This is a genomic window from Methylobacterium pseudosasicola (genome assembly GCF_900114535.1).
GTDB lineage: Bacteria > Pseudomonadota > Alphaproteobacteria > Rhizobiales > Beijerinckiaceae > Methylobacterium > Methylobacterium pseudosasicola.
In genome coordinates, this window is record NZ_FOTK01000006.1 from 222,731 (window position 1) to 239,561 (window position 16,831).

The 16,831-nt window shown below is 66.0% G+C and carries 23 protein-coding genes; 8 read left to right on the forward strand and 15 right to left on the reverse strand.

All coding sequences use genetic code 11. From position 1 onward, the window contains the following. Nucleotides 1-82 precede the first annotated feature (82 nt). A complete protein-coding gene (recA, locus tag BM228_RS08820; protein WP_425284925.1) occupies nt 83-1,144 on the forward strand; it encodes a recombinase RecA in 1,062 nt (353 codons plus the stop codon). Between the two features lie 372 nt (nt 1,145-1,516). Here the strand turns inward: recA and rpsQ are convergent, their stop codons facing one another. The 15 genes from rpsQ to rpsL all read right to left on the reverse strand — a co-directional run bounded on the left by rpsQ (nt 1,517) and on the right by rpsL (nt 11,170). Beyond that, on the reverse strand, nt 1,517-1,783 hold the full coding sequence (rpsQ, locus tag BM228_RS08825; RefSeq protein ID WP_007569283.1) for a 30S ribosomal protein S17: 267 nt from the start codon (nt 1,781-1,783) through the stop codon (nt 1,517-1,519). A gap of 23 nt (nt 1,784-1,806) precedes the next feature. Beyond that, entirely contained in the window at nt 1,807-2,022 is a 216-nt protein-coding gene (rpmC, locus tag BM228_RS08830) for a 50S ribosomal protein L29 (RefSeq protein WP_092039078.1), read from the reverse strand. 12 nt (nt 2,023-2,034) lie between these two features. Then, nucleotides 2,035-2,448, reverse strand: coding sequence for a 50S ribosomal protein L16 (gene rplP, locus BM228_RS08835; protein WP_007569280.1), 414 nt, complete (start codon nt 2,446-2,448; stop codon nt 2,035-2,037). An 11-nt stretch (nt 2,449-2,459) separates the two neighbouring features. Next, nucleotides 2,460-3,206: a 30S ribosomal protein S3 gene (gene rpsC / locus BM228_RS08840; protein ID WP_007569278.1), complete on the reverse strand. Its 747-nt coding sequence runs from the start codon at nt 3,204-3,206 to the stop codon at nt 2,460-2,462. A 10-nt stretch (nt 3,207-3,216) separates the two neighbouring features. Continuing rightward, nucleotides 3,217-3,603, reverse strand: a complete 387-nt coding sequence (rplV, locus tag BM228_RS08845; protein ID WP_007569277.1) for a 50S ribosomal protein L22 — start codon at nt 3,601-3,603, stop codon at nt 3,217-3,219. A gap of 1 nt (nt 3,604) precedes the next feature. Then, nucleotides 3,605-3,883 carry a 30S ribosomal protein S19 gene (rpsS, locus tag BM228_RS08850; protein ID WP_007569276.1) on the reverse strand — a complete coding sequence of 93 codons (279 nt, stop codon included), beginning with the start codon at nt 3,881-3,883 and terminating at the stop codon, nt 3,605-3,607. A gap of 5 nt (nt 3,884-3,888) precedes the next feature. Beyond that, nucleotides 3,889-4,725, reverse strand: coding sequence for a 50S ribosomal protein L2 (gene rplB / locus BM228_RS08855; RefSeq protein ID WP_007569274.1), 837 nt, complete (start codon nt 4,723-4,725; stop codon nt 3,889-3,891). A 25-nt stretch (nt 4,726-4,750) separates the two neighbouring features. Then, nucleotides 4,751-5,047, reverse strand: a complete 297-nt coding sequence (locus BM228_RS08860; RefSeq protein WP_007569272.1) for a 50S ribosomal protein L23 — start codon at nt 5,045-5,047, stop codon at nt 4,751-4,753. Beyond that, nucleotides 5,044-5,664: a 50S ribosomal protein L4 gene (rplD, locus tag BM228_RS08865; RefSeq protein ID WP_092039081.1), complete on the reverse strand. Its 621-nt coding sequence runs from the start codon at nt 5,662-5,664 to the stop codon at nt 5,044-5,046. Before rplD ends, BM228_RS08860 begins: the two co-directional genes overlap by 4 nt. Continuing rightward, nucleotides 5,664-6,401 (reverse strand): 50S ribosomal protein L3, encoded by a 738-nt coding sequence (gene rplC, locus BM228_RS08870; protein WP_058194332.1) that lies wholly within the window; start codon nt 6,399-6,401, stop codon nt 5,664-5,666. The genes rplD and rplC overlap by 1 nt, the downstream gene beginning before the upstream one ends. 50 nt (nt 6,402-6,451) lie before the next feature. Next, nucleotides 6,452-6,760, reverse strand: a complete 309-nt coding sequence (gene rpsJ, locus BM228_RS08875; RefSeq protein ID WP_007569268.1) for a 30S ribosomal protein S10 — start codon at nt 6,758-6,760, stop codon at nt 6,452-6,454. A 79-nt stretch (nt 6,761-6,839) separates the two neighbouring features. After that, nucleotides 6,840-8,030: an elongation factor Tu gene (tuf, locus tag BM228_RS08880; RefSeq protein ID WP_092036688.1), complete on the reverse strand. Its 1,191-nt coding sequence runs from the start codon at nt 8,028-8,030 to the stop codon at nt 6,840-6,842. Nucleotides 8,031-8,088: 58 nt separating this feature from the next. Further along, nucleotides 8,089-10,164, reverse strand: coding sequence for an elongation factor G (gene fusA, locus BM228_RS08885; protein ID WP_092039083.1), 2,076 nt, complete (start codon nt 10,162-10,164; stop codon nt 8,089-8,091). A gap of 30 nt (nt 10,165-10,194) precedes the next feature. Further along, nucleotides 10,195-10,665 (reverse strand): 30S ribosomal protein S7, encoded by a 471-nt coding sequence (rpsG, locus tag BM228_RS08890; RefSeq protein WP_007557567.1) that lies wholly within the window; start codon nt 10,663-10,665, stop codon nt 10,195-10,197. A 133-nt stretch (nt 10,666-10,798) separates the two neighbouring features. Continuing rightward, entirely contained in the window at nt 10,799-11,170 is a 372-nt protein-coding gene (rpsL, locus tag BM228_RS08895) for a 30S ribosomal protein S12 (RefSeq protein ID WP_007557568.1), read from the reverse strand. Nucleotides 11,171-12,271: 1,101 nt separating this feature from the next. Here rpsL and BM228_RS08900 point away from each other — a divergent pair. From BM228_RS08900 to rplE, 7 genes are all read left to right on the forward strand, one after another. Then, nucleotides 12,272-13,075: an ABC transporter substrate-binding protein gene (locus BM228_RS08900; RefSeq protein ID WP_092039085.1), complete on the forward strand. Its 804-nt coding sequence runs from the start codon at nt 12,272-12,274 to the stop codon at nt 13,073-13,075. A 7-nt stretch (nt 13,076-13,082) separates the two neighbouring features. After that, nucleotides 13,083-13,817 carry an amino acid ABC transporter permease gene (locus BM228_RS08905; protein WP_092039086.1) on the forward strand — a complete coding sequence of 245 codons (735 nt, stop codon included), beginning with the start codon at nt 13,083-13,085 and terminating at the stop codon, nt 13,815-13,817. After that, entirely contained in the window at nt 13,814-14,509 is a 696-nt protein-coding gene (locus BM228_RS08910; RefSeq protein WP_092039088.1) for an amino acid ABC transporter permease, read from the forward strand. Before BM228_RS08905 ends, BM228_RS08910 begins: the two co-directional genes overlap by 4 nt. Nucleotides 14,510-14,721: 212 nt before the next feature. Further along, a complete protein-coding gene (locus BM228_RS08915; RefSeq protein WP_092039090.1) occupies nt 14,722-15,099 on the forward strand; it encodes a hypothetical protein in 378 nt (125 codons plus the stop codon). Nucleotides 15,100-15,566: 467 nt separating this feature from the next. Next, entirely contained in the window at nt 15,567-15,935 is a 369-nt protein-coding gene (gene rplN / locus BM228_RS08920; RefSeq protein ID WP_007557579.1) for a 50S ribosomal protein L14, read from the forward strand. Continuing rightward, complete coding sequence (gene rplX, locus BM228_RS08925; RefSeq protein ID WP_007557581.1) at nt 15,935-16,249, forward strand: 50S ribosomal protein L24; 315 nt, start codon at nt 15,935-15,937, stop codon at nt 16,247-16,249. Before rplN ends, rplX begins: the two co-directional genes overlap by 1 nt. Continuing rightward, nucleotides 16,242-16,808 (forward strand): 50S ribosomal protein L5, encoded by a 567-nt coding sequence (gene rplE, locus BM228_RS08930; RefSeq protein WP_007557583.1) that lies wholly within the window; start codon nt 16,242-16,244, stop codon nt 16,806-16,808. The genes rplX and rplE overlap by 8 nt, the downstream gene beginning before the upstream one ends. Nucleotides 16,809-16,831 lie beyond the last annotated feature (23 nt).

Here is a 16,831-nt window from a genome sequence, read left to right on the forward strand (position 1 = left end):
TGTTGACGCGCGTTGTGAATGGCGCGCAACCCCTTCATAAGGAGCCCGCCAGATGGCCCAGCCTGCATTGAAAGTGGTCGACATGCCCCCGGTGGACAAGGACAAGTCCAAGGCGATCGACGCCGCCCTGTCCCAGATCGAGCGCGCCTTCGGCAAGGGCTCGATCATGCGTCTGGGCAAGAACGACAAGGTGCAGGAGGTCGAGACGATCTCCACCGGCTCGCTCGGCCTCGACATCGCCCTCGGCGTCGGCGGCCTGCCCCGCGGCCGGGTCGTGGAGATCTACGGCCCCGAATCCTCCGGCAAGACCACCCTGGCGCTGCACACCATCGCCGAGGCCCAGAAGAAGGGCGGCGTCTGCGCCTTCGTGGATGCCGAGCACGCTCTCGATCCGGTCTATGCCCGCAAGCTCGGCGTCAATCTCGACGACCTGCTGATCTCGCAGCCCGACACCGGCGAGCAGGCCCTGGAGATCACCGACACGCTGGTGCGCTCCGGCGCCATCGACGTGCTGGTGGTCGATTCGGTCGCGGCGCTCACACCGCGGGCCGAGATCGAGGGTGAGATGGGCGAGAGCCAGCCCGGCCTTCAGGCCCGCCTGATGAGCCAGGCGCTGCGCAAGCTCACCGGCTCGATCTCGCGCTCGAACTGCATGGTCATCTTCATCAACCAGATCCGGATGAAGATCGGTGTGATGTACGGCAGCCCCGAGACCACGACGGGCGGCAACGCACTGAAGTTCTACGCGTCGGTGCGCCTCGACATCCGCCGGATCTCGACCCTGAAGGACCGCGACGAGGCGATCGGCAACCAAGTCCGCGTCAAGGTCGTGAAGAACAAGGTCGCGCCGCCGTTCAAGCAGGTCGAGTTCGACATCATGTTCGGCGAGGGCGTGTCGAAGGTCGGCGAGCTGATCGACCTCGGCGTGAAGGCCGGTATCGTCGAGAAGTCCGGCGCCTGGTTCTCCTACAACAGCCAGCGCCTCGGCCAGGGTCGCGAGAACTCGAAGGGCTTCCTGCGGGACAACCCCGAGATCGCCGGCAAGATCGAAGCCTCGATCCGCCAGAATTCCGGCCTCGTGGCCGAGAAGATCCTGGAGAACGCCGCCCCGACCGCGGACGATCTCGACGAGGGCGAGGCTTAGGGGCTTCGGCTCATCGCGGGTTTCCAAAGGGCTCAAAGCCCTTTGGCAGGGTTCGGGACAGCGTCCTGATACGTCGGGCGAAGCCAGACAGCAGGGCCTTGCTCCGAACCCGCAAAGGTCGCCGACCTGTTAAAATAACGACACTCTCGGGTTCGACCTGAACGCACCGCGTTCGCGTCCCGACTCACCTGAGAAACGACAACGCCCGGCACGAACCCGGCCCAATAAGGGTCGAACTTCGTCCGGGCGTTCGTCGTTCTGGAGGTCGTGACGATAGAGAAGGCACCGTGAACGGTGAACCAACCCTCGATCTGAAGACACCCAGCTACGTTGAGGCGGACGCGGAAAGCCGCAGCCGCCGTTTCCCTTATGTCAGGCGGCTTCGCCGGTCTCGGCGACCGCGGCAGCCTGGTCCTCGACCAGCTTCCAGGTCTTGGTCTTCGAGAAGGGACGGCACTCCTCGATAAACACCGTCTGCCCGACCTTGGCGACATTCGCCTCATCATGAGCATGGTAATTCTTCGAACGGCGCACGGTCTTCTTCATCACCGGGTGCGTGAAGCGACGCTCCACCTTCACCACGATGGTCTTCTCGCCCTTGTCGCTGACGACGGTGCCCTGCAGGACGCGCTTCGGCATGGTGTTCTCCTAAGCCCTTTTCGTCAGCTCTTGGCACCCTGCAGCGTCTTCGAACGCTGCAGGGTGCGGACGCGGGCGATGTCGCGACGGACCTCACGGACGCGGGCGACGTTCTCGAGTTGGCCGGTGGCCCCCTGGAAGCGCAGGTTGAACTGCTCCTTCTTGAGGTTCAGCAACTCGTCATTCAGCTGATCCGGCGACAACGCCTTCAGATCAGACACTCTCTGGGTCGACTTCACGATAGCCTCCGTTCAGTCGGCGATGCGTTGGACGACCCGCGTGCGGATCGGGAGCTTGGCGGCGCCGAGGCGCAGGGCCTCCTTGGCGATGTCCTCGGCAACGCCGTCGACCTCGAACATGATCCGACCCGGATGGACACGGGCGGCCCAGTAATCCGGGGCGCCCTTGCCCGAGCCCATACGGACTTCGGTCGGCTTCGAGGAGACCGGCACGTCCGGGAACACCCGGATCCAGACGCGGCCCTGGCGCTTCATCTCGCGGGTGATCGCGCGGCGAGCCGCCTCGATCTGCCGGGCGGTGACACGCTCGGGCTCCACCGCCTTCAGGCCGAACTGGCCGAAGTTCAGCTCGAAGCCGCCCTTGGCCGCACCGTGGATGCGGCCCTTGAACTGCTTACGGAAGCGAGTCTTTTTCGGTTGCAGCATGGCTTCCTACCTTACGCGTGCTCGCGCTCGCGGCGTCCGCGCTCGCGGCCGCCCTCGCCATCGCGCTCACGGCGTCCGCCGGAGCGGCCGCCCTCTTCCTGGGCCTTCTTGTCCTGGGCCATCGGGTCGTGCTCAAGGATCTCGCCCTTGAACACCCACACCTTGATGCCGCAGGTGCCGTAGGTCGTGAACGCCGTGGCGGTGCCGTAATCCACGTCCGCACGCAGGGTGTGCAGCGGGACCCGACCCTCGCGATACCATTCCTGGCGGGCGATCTCGGCGCCGCCGAGGCGGCCCGAGCAGTTGATGCGGATGCCCTCGGCACCGAGACGCATCGCCGACTGCACGGCGCGCTTCATGGCGCGACGGAAGGCGACGCGGCGCTCGAGCTGCTGAGCGATCGAGTCGGCCACCAGGGTGGCGTCGATCTCGGGCTTGCGCACCTCGACGATGTTGATCGTCACGTCGGCCTTGGTCATCGTGCCGACGAGCTTGCGCAGCTTCTCGATATCCGCGCCCTTCTTGCCGATCACTACGCCCGGACGGCCCGAGTGGATGGTGACGCGGCACTTCCGGTGCGGACGCTCGATAACGATCTTCGAGACGGCGGCCTGCTTCAGCTGCTTCATGAGGGCGGCGCGGATTGCGACGTCCTCGTGCATCAGCTTGGCGTACTCGCCCTTGCCGGCGAACCAGCGGGAGTCCCAGGTCCGGTTGATACCGAGACGGAGACCGATCGGATTGACTTTCTGGCCCATGAGATCCTCCTTAAGCCGCTTCGGCCTGGCGGACTTCGCGAACCACGATGGTCAGGTTCGAGAAGGGCTTCAGGATGCGCGCACCACGGCCGCGGGCGCGGGCGTGGAAGCGCTTGAGCACGAGGGCCTTGCCCACGAACGCCTGGGAGACGACGAGATCGTCGACATCCAGATCGTGGTTGTTCTCGGCATTGGCGATCGCGCTCTCAAGGCACTTCTTGACCTCGGTCGAGATGCGCTTGCGGGAGAACTCCAGGTCGGCCAGTGCGGTGTCGACCTTCTTGCCGCGGATCATCTGCGCCACGAGGTTGAGCTTCTGCGGGCTGACGCGCAGCATGCGCGCGACCGCCTTGGCCTCGTTCTCGGGGAGCGCGCGGGGGGTGGCTTGCTTGCCCATCTCAGCGCCTCTTCGCCTTCTTGTCGGCCGCGTGCCCGTGGAAGGTGCGGGTCGGCGAGAACTCGCCGAACTTGTGCCCCACCATCTCCTCGGAGACGTAGACCGGGATGTGCTTCTGCCCGTTGTGCACACCGAAGGTGAGCCCGACGAACTGCGGGAGAATCGTGGAGCGGCGGCTCCAGATCTTGATGACCTCCGAGCGCGAGGAGCCCCGCGCCGCTTCGGCCTTCTTGAAGAGGTAGCCGTCGACGAACGGCCCCTTCCAGAGAGAGCGTGCCATAGCGATTACTTCTTGCGGTTGTGGCGGCTGGACAGGATGAACACGTCGGTCCGCTTGTTGGACCGGGTCTTCTTCCCCTTGGTGGGCACGCCCCAGGGCGTGACCGGGTTGCGGCCGCCCGAGGTACGGCCCTCGCCGCCGCCGTGCGGGTGATCCACCGGGTTCATGGCCACGCCGCGGTTATGCGGGCGCTTGCCGAGCCACCGGTTGCGCCCGGCCTTGCCGAGCGAGATGTTCATGTGGTCGGGGTTCGAGACCGCACCGACGGTCGCGAAGCACTGACCGTGCACGAGGCGCTGCTCGCCCGAGTTCAGGCGCAGCGTCACGTAGCCCTGGTCGCGCCCGACGATCTGGGCGTAGTTCCCGGCCGAGCGGGCGATCGCGCCGCCCTTGCCGATCTTCAGCTCGACGTTGTGGACGATCGTGCCCACCGGCATTGAGCCGACCGGACCGGCATTGCCCGGCTTGATGTCGACGTTCTCGCCGGTCACCACCTTGTCACCCGGCTGCAGGCGCTGCGGAGCCAGGATGTAGCTCTGCTTCCCGTCGGGGAAGTTGATCAGGGCGATGAAGGCCGTGCGGTTCGGATCGTACTCGATCCGCTCGACGGTCGCGGCGACGCCCGGCTGCTCGCGGCGCTTGAAGTCCACGTTGCGCAGCACGCGCTTGTGACCACCGCCGCGGAAGCGGACGGTGATGCGGCCGAGATTGTTCCTGCCGCCGGAGGAGCTCTTGCCCTCCGTCAGCGCCTTCACCGGCTTGCCCTTGTAGAGCTCACGGCGGTCGACGAGCACGAGCTGGCGCAGGCTCGGCGTGACCGGTTTGAATGTCTTCAAGGCCATCGGCTTGGATCCCTAAAACCCGTCCTCAGAGCCCGGTCGTGACGTCGATCGTGTGGCCCTCGGCCAGGGTGACGATCGCCTTCTTCACGTCGGAGCGCTGCCCGCGGAGACCGCGGAAAATCTTCTTCTTGCCCTTGGTCACGAGGGTGTTCACCGCCGTGACCTTGACGTCGAACAGCTTCTCGACCGCCTCCTTGATCTGAGGCTTGGTCGCCTTGGGGCCGACCCGGAAGACGACCTTGTTCTGCTCGGTCAGGTTCGTCGCCTTCTCGGTGATGACCGGGGAGACGATGATGTCGTAGTGGCGCGGATCGGCACTCATTTGAAACGCTCCTCCAGCGCGTCGACGGCGGCCTTCGTCAGGACGAGCGTGTCGCGGCGCAGGATGTCGTAGACGTTGATCCCCTGCACGGGAAGCACGTCGATCTGCGGGATGGCACGCGCAGCGCGGCCGAAATTCACGTCGACCTCGGCACCGCCGATGATCAGCGCGTTCGAGAGGCCCATCTTGCCGAAGCGCTCGATGAGACCCTTGGTCTTGTGATCCTCGATCTTGATGTCGTCGACGACGATCAGGGTCGAGGCCTTGGCCTTGGCCGACAGGGCGTGGCGCAGGGCGAGCGCACGGACCTTCTTGGGAAGGTCGTGGCCGTGGTCGCGCACGACCGGGCCGAAGGCGCGTCCACCGCCGCGGAACTGCGGAGCGGAGGCAGCGCCGTGACGGGCGTTGCCGGTGCCCTTCTGCTTGTACAGCTTCTTGCGGGTCCGGTTCACGTCCGAGCGGTTCTTCACGGCGTGGGTACCGGCGCGCCGCTTGGCGAGCTGCCAGCGGACCATGCGCTGAAGGAGGTCTGCCCGCGGCTCAAGGCCGAAGATGTCCTCGTTCAGCTCGACCGAGCCGGCGCCGGCGCCGTCGAGAGTGGTGATATCGAGCTTCATCAGGCGGTCTCCTCAGCCGCAGGGGCCTCGGGGGCAGTCTGGGCGGACTCGGTGGAAGCACCGTTCTCACGGAACTTGCCCGGCAGCGGCACGTCGGCGGGGAGCTTGCGCTTCACCGCGTCGCGGATCTGGATCCAGCCGCCGGCGACACCCGGAACCGCGCCCTCGACCAAGATCAGGCCGCGCTCCGGATCGGTGCGCACGACGCGCAGGTTCTGCGTGGTGACACGCTCGACACCGAGGTGACCCGGCATCTTCTTGTTCTTGAAGGTCTTGCCCGGGTCCTGACGGCCGCCGGTCGAACCGATCGAACGGTGCGAGATCGACACGCCGTGGGTGGCGCGCAGACCGCCGAAGTTCCAGCGCTTGATACCGCCGGCGAAGCCCTTACCCGTGGTCGTGCCCGTCACGTCGACGAACTGGCCCGGAATGAAGTGATCGGCCGTGATCTCGGCGCCGACCGGGATCAGCGCGTCCTCGGACACGCGGAACTCGGCGAGCTTCTTCTTCGGCTCGACCTTGGCGACCGCGAAGCGACCGCGCTCGGCCGCCGACACGTTCTTCACCTTGGCCTTGCCGACGCCGACCTGGAGGGCGACGTAGCCATTCTTCTCGACGGTGCGGTGGGCCACCACCTGGCACTGATCGATCTTAAGCACTGTGACGGGGACATGCTCCCCCGCGTCTGTGAAGACGCGGGTCATGCCGACCTTCTGTGCGATGACGCCTGAGCGCATAGGTCTCTCCCTCGCGCGATGAAACGGTAAGCTCTAAGTCCCTGCGGGACTCAGAGCTTGATCTCCACGTCCACGCCAGCGGCGAGGTCGAGCTTCATCAGCGCGTCCACGGTCTGCGGCGTCGGATCGACGATATCGAGCACCCGCTTATGCGTGCGCATCTCGAACTGCTCGCGCGACTTCTTGTCGATGTGCGGCGAGCGGTTCACGGTGAACTTCGCGATATGCGTCGGCAGCGGGATCGGACCCCGGATGGTCGCGCCGGTGCGCTTGGCCGTGGAGACGATCTCCTTGGTCGACGCATCGAGGATGCGGTGATCGAACGCCTTGAGGCGGATGCGGATGTTCTGACCGTTCATAATCCTGAAACCTTGAGAGGGACGGCGGGGAGTGCGAGGACGTATCCCCGCCGCGCCCTGCTAAGGATGCTGTTCTGGCTTAGTCGTTGATGGCGGCGACGACGCCGGCGCCGACGGTGCGGCCGCCCTCGCGGATGGCGAAGCGCAGCTTCTCCTCCATGGCCACCGGCACGATCAGCGTGACGTCCATGGTCACGTTGTCGCCCGGCATCACCATTTCGGTGCCTTCCGGCAGCTCGCACACCCCGGTCACGTCCGTGGTCCGGAAGTAGAATTGCGGCCGGTAGTTGGTGAAGAACGGCGTGTGGCGGCCGCCCTCCTCCTTGGTCAGGATGTAGGCCTCGGCCTTGAACTTGGTGTGCGGCTTCACCGAACCCGGCTTGCACACGACCTGACCGCGCTCCACGTCCTCGCGCTTGGTGCCGCGCAGCAGCACGCCGACATTGTCGCCCGCCTGACCCTGGTCGAGCAGCTTGCGGAACATCTCCACGCCGGTCACCGTCGTGGTCGTGGTCGCCCGGATCCCGACGATCTCCACCGTCTCGCCGACCTTGACGATGCCGCGCTCGACGCGACCCGTCACCACCGTGCCGCGGCCCGAGATCGAGAACACGTCCTCGATCGGCATCAGGAACGGCAGGTCGATCGGGCGCTCCGGCTGCGGGATGTAGCTGTCCACCGTCTCCATCAGCTTCAGCACGGCTTCCTTGCCGATCTTCGGCTCCTTGTCCTCCAGCGCCATCAGCGCCGAGCCCTTGGTGATCGGGATGTCGTCGCCCGGGAAGTCGTACTTCGACAGGAGCTCGCGCACCTCCAGCTCGACCAGCTCCAGCAGCTCCTCGTCGTCGACCATGTCGACCTTGTTGAGGAACACCACCAGCGCCGGCACGCCGACCTGGCGGGCCAGCAGGATGTGCTCGCGGGTCTGCGGCATCGGGCCGTCGGCCGCCGACACCACCAGGATCGCGCCGTCCATCTGGGCGGCACCGGTGATCATGTTCTTCACGTAGTCGGCGTGGCCGGGGCAATCGACGTGCGCGTAGTGCCGGTTGGCCGTCTCGTACTCCACGTGCGCCGTCGAGATCGTGATCCCGCGCGCCTTCTCCTCCGGCGCCTTGTCGATCTGGTCGTAGGCCGTGAACGTCGCCCCGCCCGTCTCCGCCAGGACCTTCGTGATCGCCGCCGTCAGCGACGTCTTGCCGTGGTCAACGTGACCAATCGTGCCGATGTTGCAGTGCGGCTTGGTGCGGGAGAACTTTTCCTTGCCCATCAGAGCCTCCTAAATTCGAAATCGTGTTGCGGATGAAGAGATGCCTAGGCGTGGAGCCTTAGGCGTACTTGGCGATGACCTTGTCGGCCTCGCCGCGCGGCACCTCTTCGTAGTGGTCGAACTGCATGGTGAAGTTCGCCCGGCCCTGCGACATGGAGCGCAGGTTGTTCACGTAGCCGAACATGTTGGCCAGCGGCACCATCGCGTTGATGACGTTGGCGTTGCCGCGCATGTCCTGGCCCTGGATCTGGCCGCGGCGGGAGTTCAGGTCGCCGATGACCGAGCCAGTATACTCTTCCGGCGAGACGACCTCGACCTTCATCACCGGCTCGAGCAGGACCGAACCGCCCTTCTGGAGCGCCTCGCGCAGAGCGGCGCGGGACGCGATCTCGAAGGCGAGCGCCGAGGAGTCGACGTCGTGGTAGGCGCCGTCGATCAGCTCGACCTTGATGTCGACCACCGGGAAGCCCGCGAGCACGCCGGCGCCCAGGACCGAGTTGAGGCCCTTCTCGACGCCCGGGATGTACTCCTTGGGCACCGCGCCGCCGACGATCTTCGACTCGAACGAGAAGCCTGCGCCCGGCTCGTTCGGCTCGACCACGAACTTCACGCGGGCGAACTGGCCGGTACCACCGGTCTGCTTCTTGTGCGTGTAGTCGATCTCCTGACGACGGGTCAGCTTCTCGCGGTACGCCACCTGCGGCTGGCCGATATTCGCGTCGACCTTGTAGGTCCGACGCAGGATGTCGACCTTGATGTCCAGGTGCAGCTCGCCCATCCCCTTGAGGATGGTCTGGCCGGATTCCTGGTCCGTGGAGACCCGGAAGGACGGATCCTCAGCGGCGAGCTTCGCCAGCGCGATGCCGAGCTTCTCTTGATCGGCCTTCGACTTCGGCTCGACGGCGATCTCGATCACCGGCTCCGGGAACTCCATGCGCTCCAGGATCACGGCCTTGTTCGGGTCGCACAGGGTGTCGCCGGTGCGGGTGTCCTTGAGGCCGGCGAGGGCGACGATGTCGCCCGCGAAGGCTTCCTTGACGTCCTCACGGTTGTTGGCGTGCATCAGGAGCATGCGGCCGACGCGCTCCTTCTTGTCGCGCGTCGAGTTGATGACGTTGGCGCCCGACTCGATCTTGCCCGAGTACACGCGGCAGAAGGTGATCGTGCCGACGTGGGGATCGTCCATGATCTTGAAGGCGAGCATGGAGAAGGGATCGGAATCCGTCGGGTGACGGACGACCGGCTCCTCGGTCTTGAAGTCGATGCCTTCCACGTCACCGCGATCGGCCGGGGAGGGGAGGTAATCCACCACCGCGTCGAGCAGGGGCTGCACGCCCTTGTTCTTGAAGGCCGAACCGCAGAGCACCGGATGGAAGGCGCGCAGCTGCACGGCGCGACGCACGAGCTTGTGCATCGTCGCGGCATCCGGCTCGGTGCCGTCGAGATAGGCCATCATGGCCTCGTCATCGAGCTCGACGCAGGCCTCGACCAGCTTGGCGCGGTATTCGACGGCCTGGTCCTTGAGGTCGTCCGGGATCTCGACCTCGGAGAAGTCGGCGCCCAGGGTCTCACCGGACCAGACGATCGCCTTCATCTTGATGAGGTCGATCACGCCCTTAAAGTTCGACTCCGAGCCGATCGGCAGCTGCAGGCAGACGGGCTTGCCGGCGACGCGGTCGATGATGTCGGCGACGCACTTGAAGAAGTCGGCGCCGATCTTGTCCATCTTGTTGACGAACACGACGCGCGGCACGTCGTACTTGTCGGCCTGGCGCCAGACGGTCTCGGTCTGTGGCTCGACGCCCTGGTTGCCGTCGAGCACGCACACGGCGCCGTCGAGCACGCGCAGGCTGCGCTCGACTTCGATGGTGAAGTCGACGTGGCCGGGGGTGTCGATGATGTTCAGGCGCTTCTCGCGCCAGAAGCACGTCGTCGCGGCAGACGTGATCGTGATGCCGCGCTCCTGCTCCTGCTCCATCCAGTCCATGGTGGCGGCGCCGTCATGGACTTCGCCGATCTTGTGCGACTTTCCGGTGTAGTAAAGGATCCGCTCCGTGGTCGTGGTCTTCCCGGCATCAATGTGGGCCATGATGCCGAAGTTGCGGTAGTCCTCGATCGCGTGCGTGCGGGGCATCGGATTGCTCCTGAGAGACGGCGGAACCGCTTACCAGCGGTAGTGCGAGAAGGCGCGGTTGGCTTCAGCCATCCGGTGCGTATCTTCCCGCTTCTTGACGGCGTTGCCGCGGTTGTTCGCGGCGTCGAGCAGCTCGGCGGAGAGCCGCTCGATCATGGTGCGGTCGTTGCGCGACCGGGCGGCCTGGATCAGCCAGCGGATGGCGAGGGCCTGGCGGCGCTCGGTCCGGACCTCGACGGGGACCTGGTAGGTCGCGCCGCCGACGCGGCGAGAGCGGACCTCGATCATCGGGGCGACGTTGTCGAGCGCGGCGCGGAACACCTCGATCGGGTTGGCCCGGGCGCGGTTCTCGACGATGTCGAAGGCGCCGTAGACGATCCGCTCGGCGGTCGACTTCTTGCCCTCGTACATGATCGAGTTCATGAACTTCGTCAGCACCACGTCCCCGTACTTCGGGTCCGGGATGATCTCACGCTTCTCGGCAGAGTGACGACGGGACATCTCTTAAACTCTCAAACGAGTCTGACTTAAGCACCTCGCGCAGGCCGCCTTGGCTCTCTTGATGAAGCCGGCGACATCCTTACGAGGCCGTGGAAAGGCCTATGCGCGACCGGATAAATTCCGGCCGGCGATCTTACTTCGGCCGCTTGGCGCCGTACTTCGACCGGCGCTGCTTGCGGTTCTTCACGCCCTGCGTGTCGAGCACACCGCGCAGGATGTGGTAGCGCACACCCGGAAGATCCTTCACGCGGCCGCCGCGGATCATGACGACCGAGTGCTCCTGGAGGTTGTGACCCTCGCCCGGGATGTAGCCGATCACCTCGAACCCGTTGGTCAGCCGGACCTTGGCGACCTTACGGAGCGCCGAGTTCGGCTTCTTCGGGGTCGTCGTGTAGACCCGGGTGCAGACGCCGCGCTTCTGCGGGCAAGCGTCAAGCGCCGGAACCTTGTTGCGGCTCCGCTGGATCTTCCGCGGCTGGGCGATCAGCTGGTTGATCGTCGGCATCCTGTGCCCTCTTCCTCGGTCACCTTGGCCGGATTGCCCAAGGCAATCCGCAAAACAAATATGCGCCGGGGGTCCTGTCACAGACCCTCGGCGCGGTGTGGGCAGAGGAGCACGCCCGAAACGAACGCGCTCGTACCTACGGATCTGACTTAGAGCGTCAGGCGATTTGAGCCTTCGGATCGCTCGAAGCGATCGCGGCACCGTGGATCATACCCAGGGGCCGTCGGCAGCCAAGGGCCGTCCGAAGTGGGGCGCTTCTAGCCGCGGTTAACCCGTAGGTCAATGCGTTCGCGGCAGAAAACTGCGCCCCACGACCGGTTAACGGCCGGTCACGGAGCGGAACGATTGCGCCGCCGCGCTGACTGCGAAGCTAGCGATAGCCGGCCTTTTATTTGGGGCACGGCGTGGAGCAAAGACCGCCGCGGGACGTGGCCTGCCCCCTGGTGGCGTCCAATGCCGCTTTTGTTGCCGGGCGGCTTCCAACTGAGCTGACGCCGAGCACACGCTCATTCCAGGGGACACCTCACATCGCCGGCCGTCTCCCGCGTGACGCGAAGCCTTAGCGGTCGCCGCGGGGCGATCCGAGGCCGCCGGAATAATCTCCGTCCAGCGCCAAGCTTTGCGCTGAACTTTTTCTTCCCGACCGCTGATAAACGGAATGGGATGCTGTTGATTGCTCCAGCGCAGATGCGCCATCATCTTTGTGCGAGTCGTGAAGCTCCGAGGCTTTTTCTTGAAGACGCCTCGAAGAACTGACTTTTGGCATCCGCGAATCGCGGGCTTTTATTCTGGAAGCGTTATGTCTGCGGCACTTCGATGTTCGGATTTGCCTTCGATCCGCAGCCCGGCCTTCGCTGGTCCTTATGGACCGCCGTAGCCTCGGCGCCCTGACGGTCGCCTACCGACGTCGCGAAGGGTGAGCGCGACCCCGTCGGACTGACGACAGGCAATTCTGACAACGGCCCCGCTTCGAAGCGCCCGCTCCGTGCTTTCGGCCAGGAGAGGGTCCGCGGGTCGGTCCGAGCAATCCTCAAAAGACGATTCGTGCGGCCGGTCTCGACCCACCGCGAAACTGTGAAACCTCAGCACCAGGAGATATCCGTGCGTCGCCTACTGACTTTCGCCCTGGCAACACTCCTCTCCGTCGGGGCCGCGCAGGCCGACCGCCTCGACGACATCAAGAAGGCCGGCGTGCTGCGGGTCGCGGCCTTCGACAGCAACCCGCCCTTCGGCTTCGTCGATCCGAACACCAATCAGATCGCCGGCCTCGACGTGGATTACGCGAAGGCGATTGCCGACAAGATCGGCGTGAAGCTGGACCTGCGCCCGACCAATCCGGCCAACCGCATCCCGTTGCTGACCTCCGGCAAGGTCGATCTGGTGCTGGCGAACTTCACCATCACGGAGGAGCGCGCCAAGCAGCTCGATTTCAGCATCCCGTACTTCGCCTCCGGCCAGCAATTCCTGGCCAAGAAGGGTACGCTCACGTCGCCCAACCAGCTGAACGGCCTGCGCATCGGCGCCGACAAGGGCACCACCAACGAGATCGTCCTGCGCCGCGACTTCCCGAAGGCGACCGTGGTGGCCTTCGACGACACGCCCTTCGCCTTCGCGGCCCTGCGCAACGGCAACGTCCAGGCGATCACGCAGGACGGGCCGAAGCTCGTGGGCCTGCTGGCGAAGGTCCCGGATAAGGAGAACTACGAGGTTCCGGCCTTCTCGATCTCGAACGACTATATCGGCGTCGGCATCCCGAAGGGGGAGACCCGCCTCCGCGAGGTCGTGAACGAGACCCTCCGGGAGTTGGAGGCCGGCGGCAAGGCGGCAGCCATCTACGACCGCTGGTTCGGTCCCAAGTCGGACCAGCCGCTGCCGCGCCTGTTCCGGATCGGCGACCACAGCTAGACGCCCGGTGAGCCTCTTCGGCGATCTCCTCGCGCCGCGCTACCTGATCTGGCTGCTGCAGGGCTTCGGGGTCACCCTGGCCCTGTCGGCCTCCGTGTGCGTGGCCGGGACGGCACTCGGCCTCGCCCTCTGCTGCCTGCGGGAAACGGGGGGTCGGTTCGCGGAGGCGGGGACCGCCGCCTTCGTCGGCCTCATCCGCAACACGCCGCTCCTGGTGCAGCTGTTCTTCTGGTATTTCGGCGCCGCAGCCCTGATGCCGGTCGGGCTCACCGCCTGGCTGAACAGCCCGCATAGCCTTGCTCTGGGTCCGGCGGACCTGCGCTGGCCCGCCTACGAGACTTTGGCCGGTTTCTTCGGCCTGACGCTCTACGCCGCCGCCTATATCGCCGAGGAATGCCGCGCCGGCCTCAACGGCGTCCGGCCCGCCCAGCGGGAAGCCGCGCTCGCGCTGGGCCTGACCGACCTCCAGGTGTTCCGCCACATCGCCCTGCCGCAGGCCCTGCAAATCGCCTGGCTGCCGGTGGTCGGCCAGTACCTCAACACCATCAAGAACACCTCGCTGACCATGACCATCGGCCTCGCCGAGCTATCCTACGCCTCGCGGGAGGTGGAGACCGAGACCTTCCTGGCCTTCCAGGCCTTCGGCATCGCCACGCTCCTCTATGTCGGGGCCGTGGCGGCGGTGGAGACGGCCGGACACGCCGTCGCGCGCCGGGACCCAGCGGGAGCCGCCCGCCGGTGAATGTTGCCGTCATCACCGACAATCTCGGCTACCTGCTGGCCGGCGCCTGGCCGGACGGGCCGGTGGGCGGCCTGATGCTCACGCTGATTCTCTCAGGTGCGTCCGGCCTCGCCTCGGCGGTGCTGGGGCTCCTCCTCGGGATCGCGCTGGCCATGAGCGGCGGGCGGACACGGCGCGCCCTGATCCTCGGGCTCGGGCTGTTCCGGGCCGTGCCGATCGTGATGCTGATCTTCTGGAGCTACTTCCTGCTGCCGATCCTGTTCGGCTTCACCATCCCGGAGACCGGAACCGTGGTGACGGCCCTGTCGCTGGTAGGCGGCGCCTACCTGTCCTACGCGGTGGCGGCGGGAATCGAGAGCATCGGCCGCGGCCAGTGGGAGGCGGGCCTGGCCCTGGGCTTCGGCCGCTGGCAGGTCCTGCGGGTCATCATCCTGCCGCGAGCGCTGCCGGCGATGGCGCCGTCCTTCGTCAATCAGTGGACCGCGCTGATCAAGGACACCTCGCTCGCCTACGTGATCGGGGTGCCCGAGCTCTCCTTCGTGGCGACGCAGGTGAACAACCGCGCCATGGTCTACCCTGCCGAGATTTTCTTGTTTGTCGGCGCGGTCTACGGATGCCTCTGTCTGGCGGTCGATCGGCTCGCCACGCTGGTGACCAGGCAGCGACGCCTGCCCCGCGCGGGCAGAACCTGACAGCGAACCTCCCGTCCTCGTCTCAACGCGATTCGGATGCGTCTCAGCGGGCGCGGCGCGACCGCCTCCAAGGACGTGCCGCGCCGACACCGTGCCGGATCGGGGCAGGGGCCCGGCATCACGGTCTACGGAAGATTAAAGCGAACCGTCGAAATGTCCCCGTCGTCGGGCGGCCTTCGGGCCGGCCTCAGTGCGCGTCGAGGATGTTGCGTATGGGTTGCGTCGCGGTCAGCAACGTCGTCCCCTTTCGGCGGATCGCCCCCGCCTCCGCGGCTGGCGAGCGGGACGCCCGCAATCGCCGCCGCAGCGAGCAGCGCTCGCTGATGGACGCGGTCTACGCAACCGGCAGCATGATCGTCGCCGCCGAGGATCGCGAGATCAAGCTCACCGCCTCGCGCCTTCAGGTCTACGGCTTCCTCACCATCGAGGAGGTCACCGAGGATGGCGGCATGCGGCGGCTTCGCCCGTCCGAGGCGATTCGCGCCCGGTCCGAGCGCCCCTGGCGCCTGTCGAAGCCCGCCTTCGGCAGCGCCGTGACGATCCCGAGCCTCGACGATTTTTTGTTCGAATCGGCCGGCCAGCCGTTCTGACCCCCTAAGCTTCCCCTGGATCCCGCCCGCCGCGCTCGCCTGCGCGGTGGGCATGGCTGTTGTGTCGCCCCAACCCGCCCGCTGCGCCATCTTGCTGCCCAGCCGTCGCCGGAATGCGATGGTCACACGCGCCGTCGGCTCGGCTAGCGCCCATCGATAAGCCCTCGATCGGCCCCGCCCACACAGCGCGCAACGCCCGAGCCCGAATCGCCCCGGCAAACCTCGGCCGGACCGGCGAATTTGCCGCGATCGGCTTGCCTTCCGGGCTGACCCGTAGTATCCGCCCGGCCTTCGCGACATTTCGATGGGTGCTCGCACCCTCTGAACGCGGTGACCGCGCCGGCGTCTTCTGACGCCGCAAGCGCGGTCCATACCATGAGCCGGGGACATCAGATCCCCATCAGGCGTCGTCCGCCGGGCAATACCGCCCGCGTGCGGAAACCCGCCTGAAACAAGGAGTCACGCACGTGATCCAGATGCAGACGAATCTGGACGTCGCCGACAACTCTGGTGCACGCCGTGTGATGTGCATCAAAGTTCTCGGCGGGTCGAAGCGCAAGTATGCCGGCGTTGGCGATGTGATCGTCGTGTCGGTCAAGGAAGCGATCCCGCGCGGTCGCGTCAAGAAGGGCGACGTCATGAAGGCGGTCGTCGTTCGCACGGCCAAGGCCGTGAAGCGCGTCGACGGATCGGTGATCCGCTTCGACAAGAACGCTGCGGTCCTGATCAACAATCAGAAAGAGCCGATCGGCACCCGCATCTTCGGACCGGTGCCGCGCGAGCTGCGCGCGCGCAACCACATGAAGATCATCTCGCTGGCGCCGGAGGTGCTGTAATGGCCGCCAAGATCAAGAAGGGCGACAAGGTCGTCGTACTCACCGGCCGCGATTCCGGTCGCTCGGGCGAGGTCATTCAGGTTCTGCCGAAGGAAGGCCGTGCTTTCGTGCGCGGCATCAACCTGGTGAAGAAGCACCAGAAGCAGACCCAGAACCAGGAAGGCGGGATCATCTCCAAGGAGGCCGCCATCCAACTCTCGAACATCGCGGTCGCCGATGCCAACGGCAAGCCGACCCGCGTGGGTTTCCGCATCCTCGAAGACGGGCGCAAGGTCCGATTCGCCAAGAGCACGGGGGATCAGATCGATGGCTGAGGCCGACAAGAACGCCTACACCCCGCGCCTGCGCAAGCACTACGACGAAGTGGTGCGCCAGAAGCTGATCGAGGAGTTCGGGTACAAGAACCCGATGCAGGTTCCGCAGATCGAGAAGATCGTCATCAACATGGGCGTCGGCGAGTCCACTGCGGACTCCAAGAAGGCGACCGTGGCTGCCGGCGACCTCGCGCTCATCGCCGGCCAGAAGCCGGTGATCACCCGGGCCCGCAAGGCCATCGCGACCTTCAAGGTCCGTGAGGGCATGCCGATCGGCTGCAAGGTGACGCTGCGCAAGCAGCGCATGTACGAGTTCATGGATCGCCTGATCACGATCGCGCTGCCGCGCGTCCGCGATTTCCGCGGCCTGAACCCGCGCTCGTTCGACGGGCGGGGCAACTACGCCTTGGGTCTCAAGGAGCACCTCGTGTTCCCGGAGATCTCCTACGACAAGGCCGAGCAGATGTGGGGCATGGACATCGTCGTGGCGACCAGCGCCAAGACCGATGCCGAGGCCAAGGCTCTGCTCGCCGCCTTCCAGTTCCCGTTCCGGCAGTGAGGCCTTCGCGCCTCATACGCGGA

Bases quoted from the DNA above. Each gene is read 5' to 3' on its own strand.
- BM228_RS08860 (WP_007569272.1), bottom strand. From the start codon at position 5,047: ATGAGTGCCGATCCGCGCCACTACGACATCATCGTCTCCCCGGTCATC.
- recA (WP_425284925.1), top strand. From the start codon at position 83: ATGCCCCCGGTGGACAAGGACAAGTCCAAGGCGATCGACGCCGCCCTG.
- rpsQ (WP_007569283.1), bottom strand. From the start codon at position 1,783: ATGCCGAAGCGCGTCCTGCAGGGCACCGTCGTCAGCGACAAGGGCGAG.
- rplC (WP_058194332.1), bottom strand. From the start codon at position 6,401: ATGCGCTCAGGCGTCATCGCACAGAAGGTCGGCATGACCCGCGTCTTC.
- rplV (WP_007569277.1), bottom strand. From the start codon at position 3,603: ATGGGCAAGCAAGCCACCCCCCGCGCGCTCCCCGAGAACGAGGCCAAG.
- rpsC (WP_007569278.1), bottom strand. From the start codon at position 3,206: ATGGGCCAGAAAGTCAATCCGATCGGTCTCCGTCTCGGTATCAACCGG.
- BM228_RS08915 (WP_092039090.1), top strand. From the start codon at position 14,722: ATGGGTTGCGTCGCGGTCAGCAACGTCGTCCCCTTTCGGCGGATCGCC.
- tuf (WP_092036688.1), bottom strand. From the start codon at position 8,030: ATGGGCAAGGAAAAGTTCTCCCGCACCAAGCCGCACTGCAACATCGGC.
- rpsL (WP_007557568.1), bottom strand. From the start codon at position 11,170: ATGCCGACGATCAACCAGCTGATCGCCCAGCCGCGGAAGATCCAGCGG.
- rplX (WP_007557581.1), top strand. From the start codon at position 15,935: ATGGCCGCCAAGATCAAGAAGGGCGACAAGGTCGTCGTACTCACCGGC.
- rplP (WP_007569280.1), bottom strand. From the start codon at position 2,448: ATGCTGCAACCGAAAAAGACTCGCTTCCGTAAGCAGTTCAAGGGCCGC.
- rplB (WP_007569274.1), bottom strand. From the start codon at position 4,725: ATGGCCTTGAAGACATTCAAACCGGTCACGCCGAGCCTGCGCCAGCTC.
- rpsG (WP_007557567.1), bottom strand. From the start codon at position 10,665: ATGTCCCGTCGTCACTCTGCCGAGAAGCGTGAGATCATCCCGGACCCG.
- rplD (WP_092039081.1), bottom strand. From the start codon at position 5,664: ATGAAGCTCGATATCACCACTCTCGACGGCGCCGGCGCCGGCTCGGTC.
- fusA (WP_092039083.1), bottom strand. From the start codon at position 10,164: ATGCCCCGCACGCACGCGATCGAGGACTACCGCAACTTCGGCATCATG.
- rpsJ (WP_007569268.1), bottom strand. From the start codon at position 6,760: ATGAACGGTCAGAACATCCGCATCCGCCTCAAGGCGTTCGATCACCGC.
- rpsS (WP_007569276.1), bottom strand. From the start codon at position 3,883: ATGGCACGCTCTCTCTGGAAGGGGCCGTTCGTCGACGGCTACCTCTTC.
- rplE (WP_007557583.1), top strand. From the start codon at position 16,242: ATGGCTGAGGCCGACAAGAACGCCTACACCCCGCGCCTGCGCAAGCAC.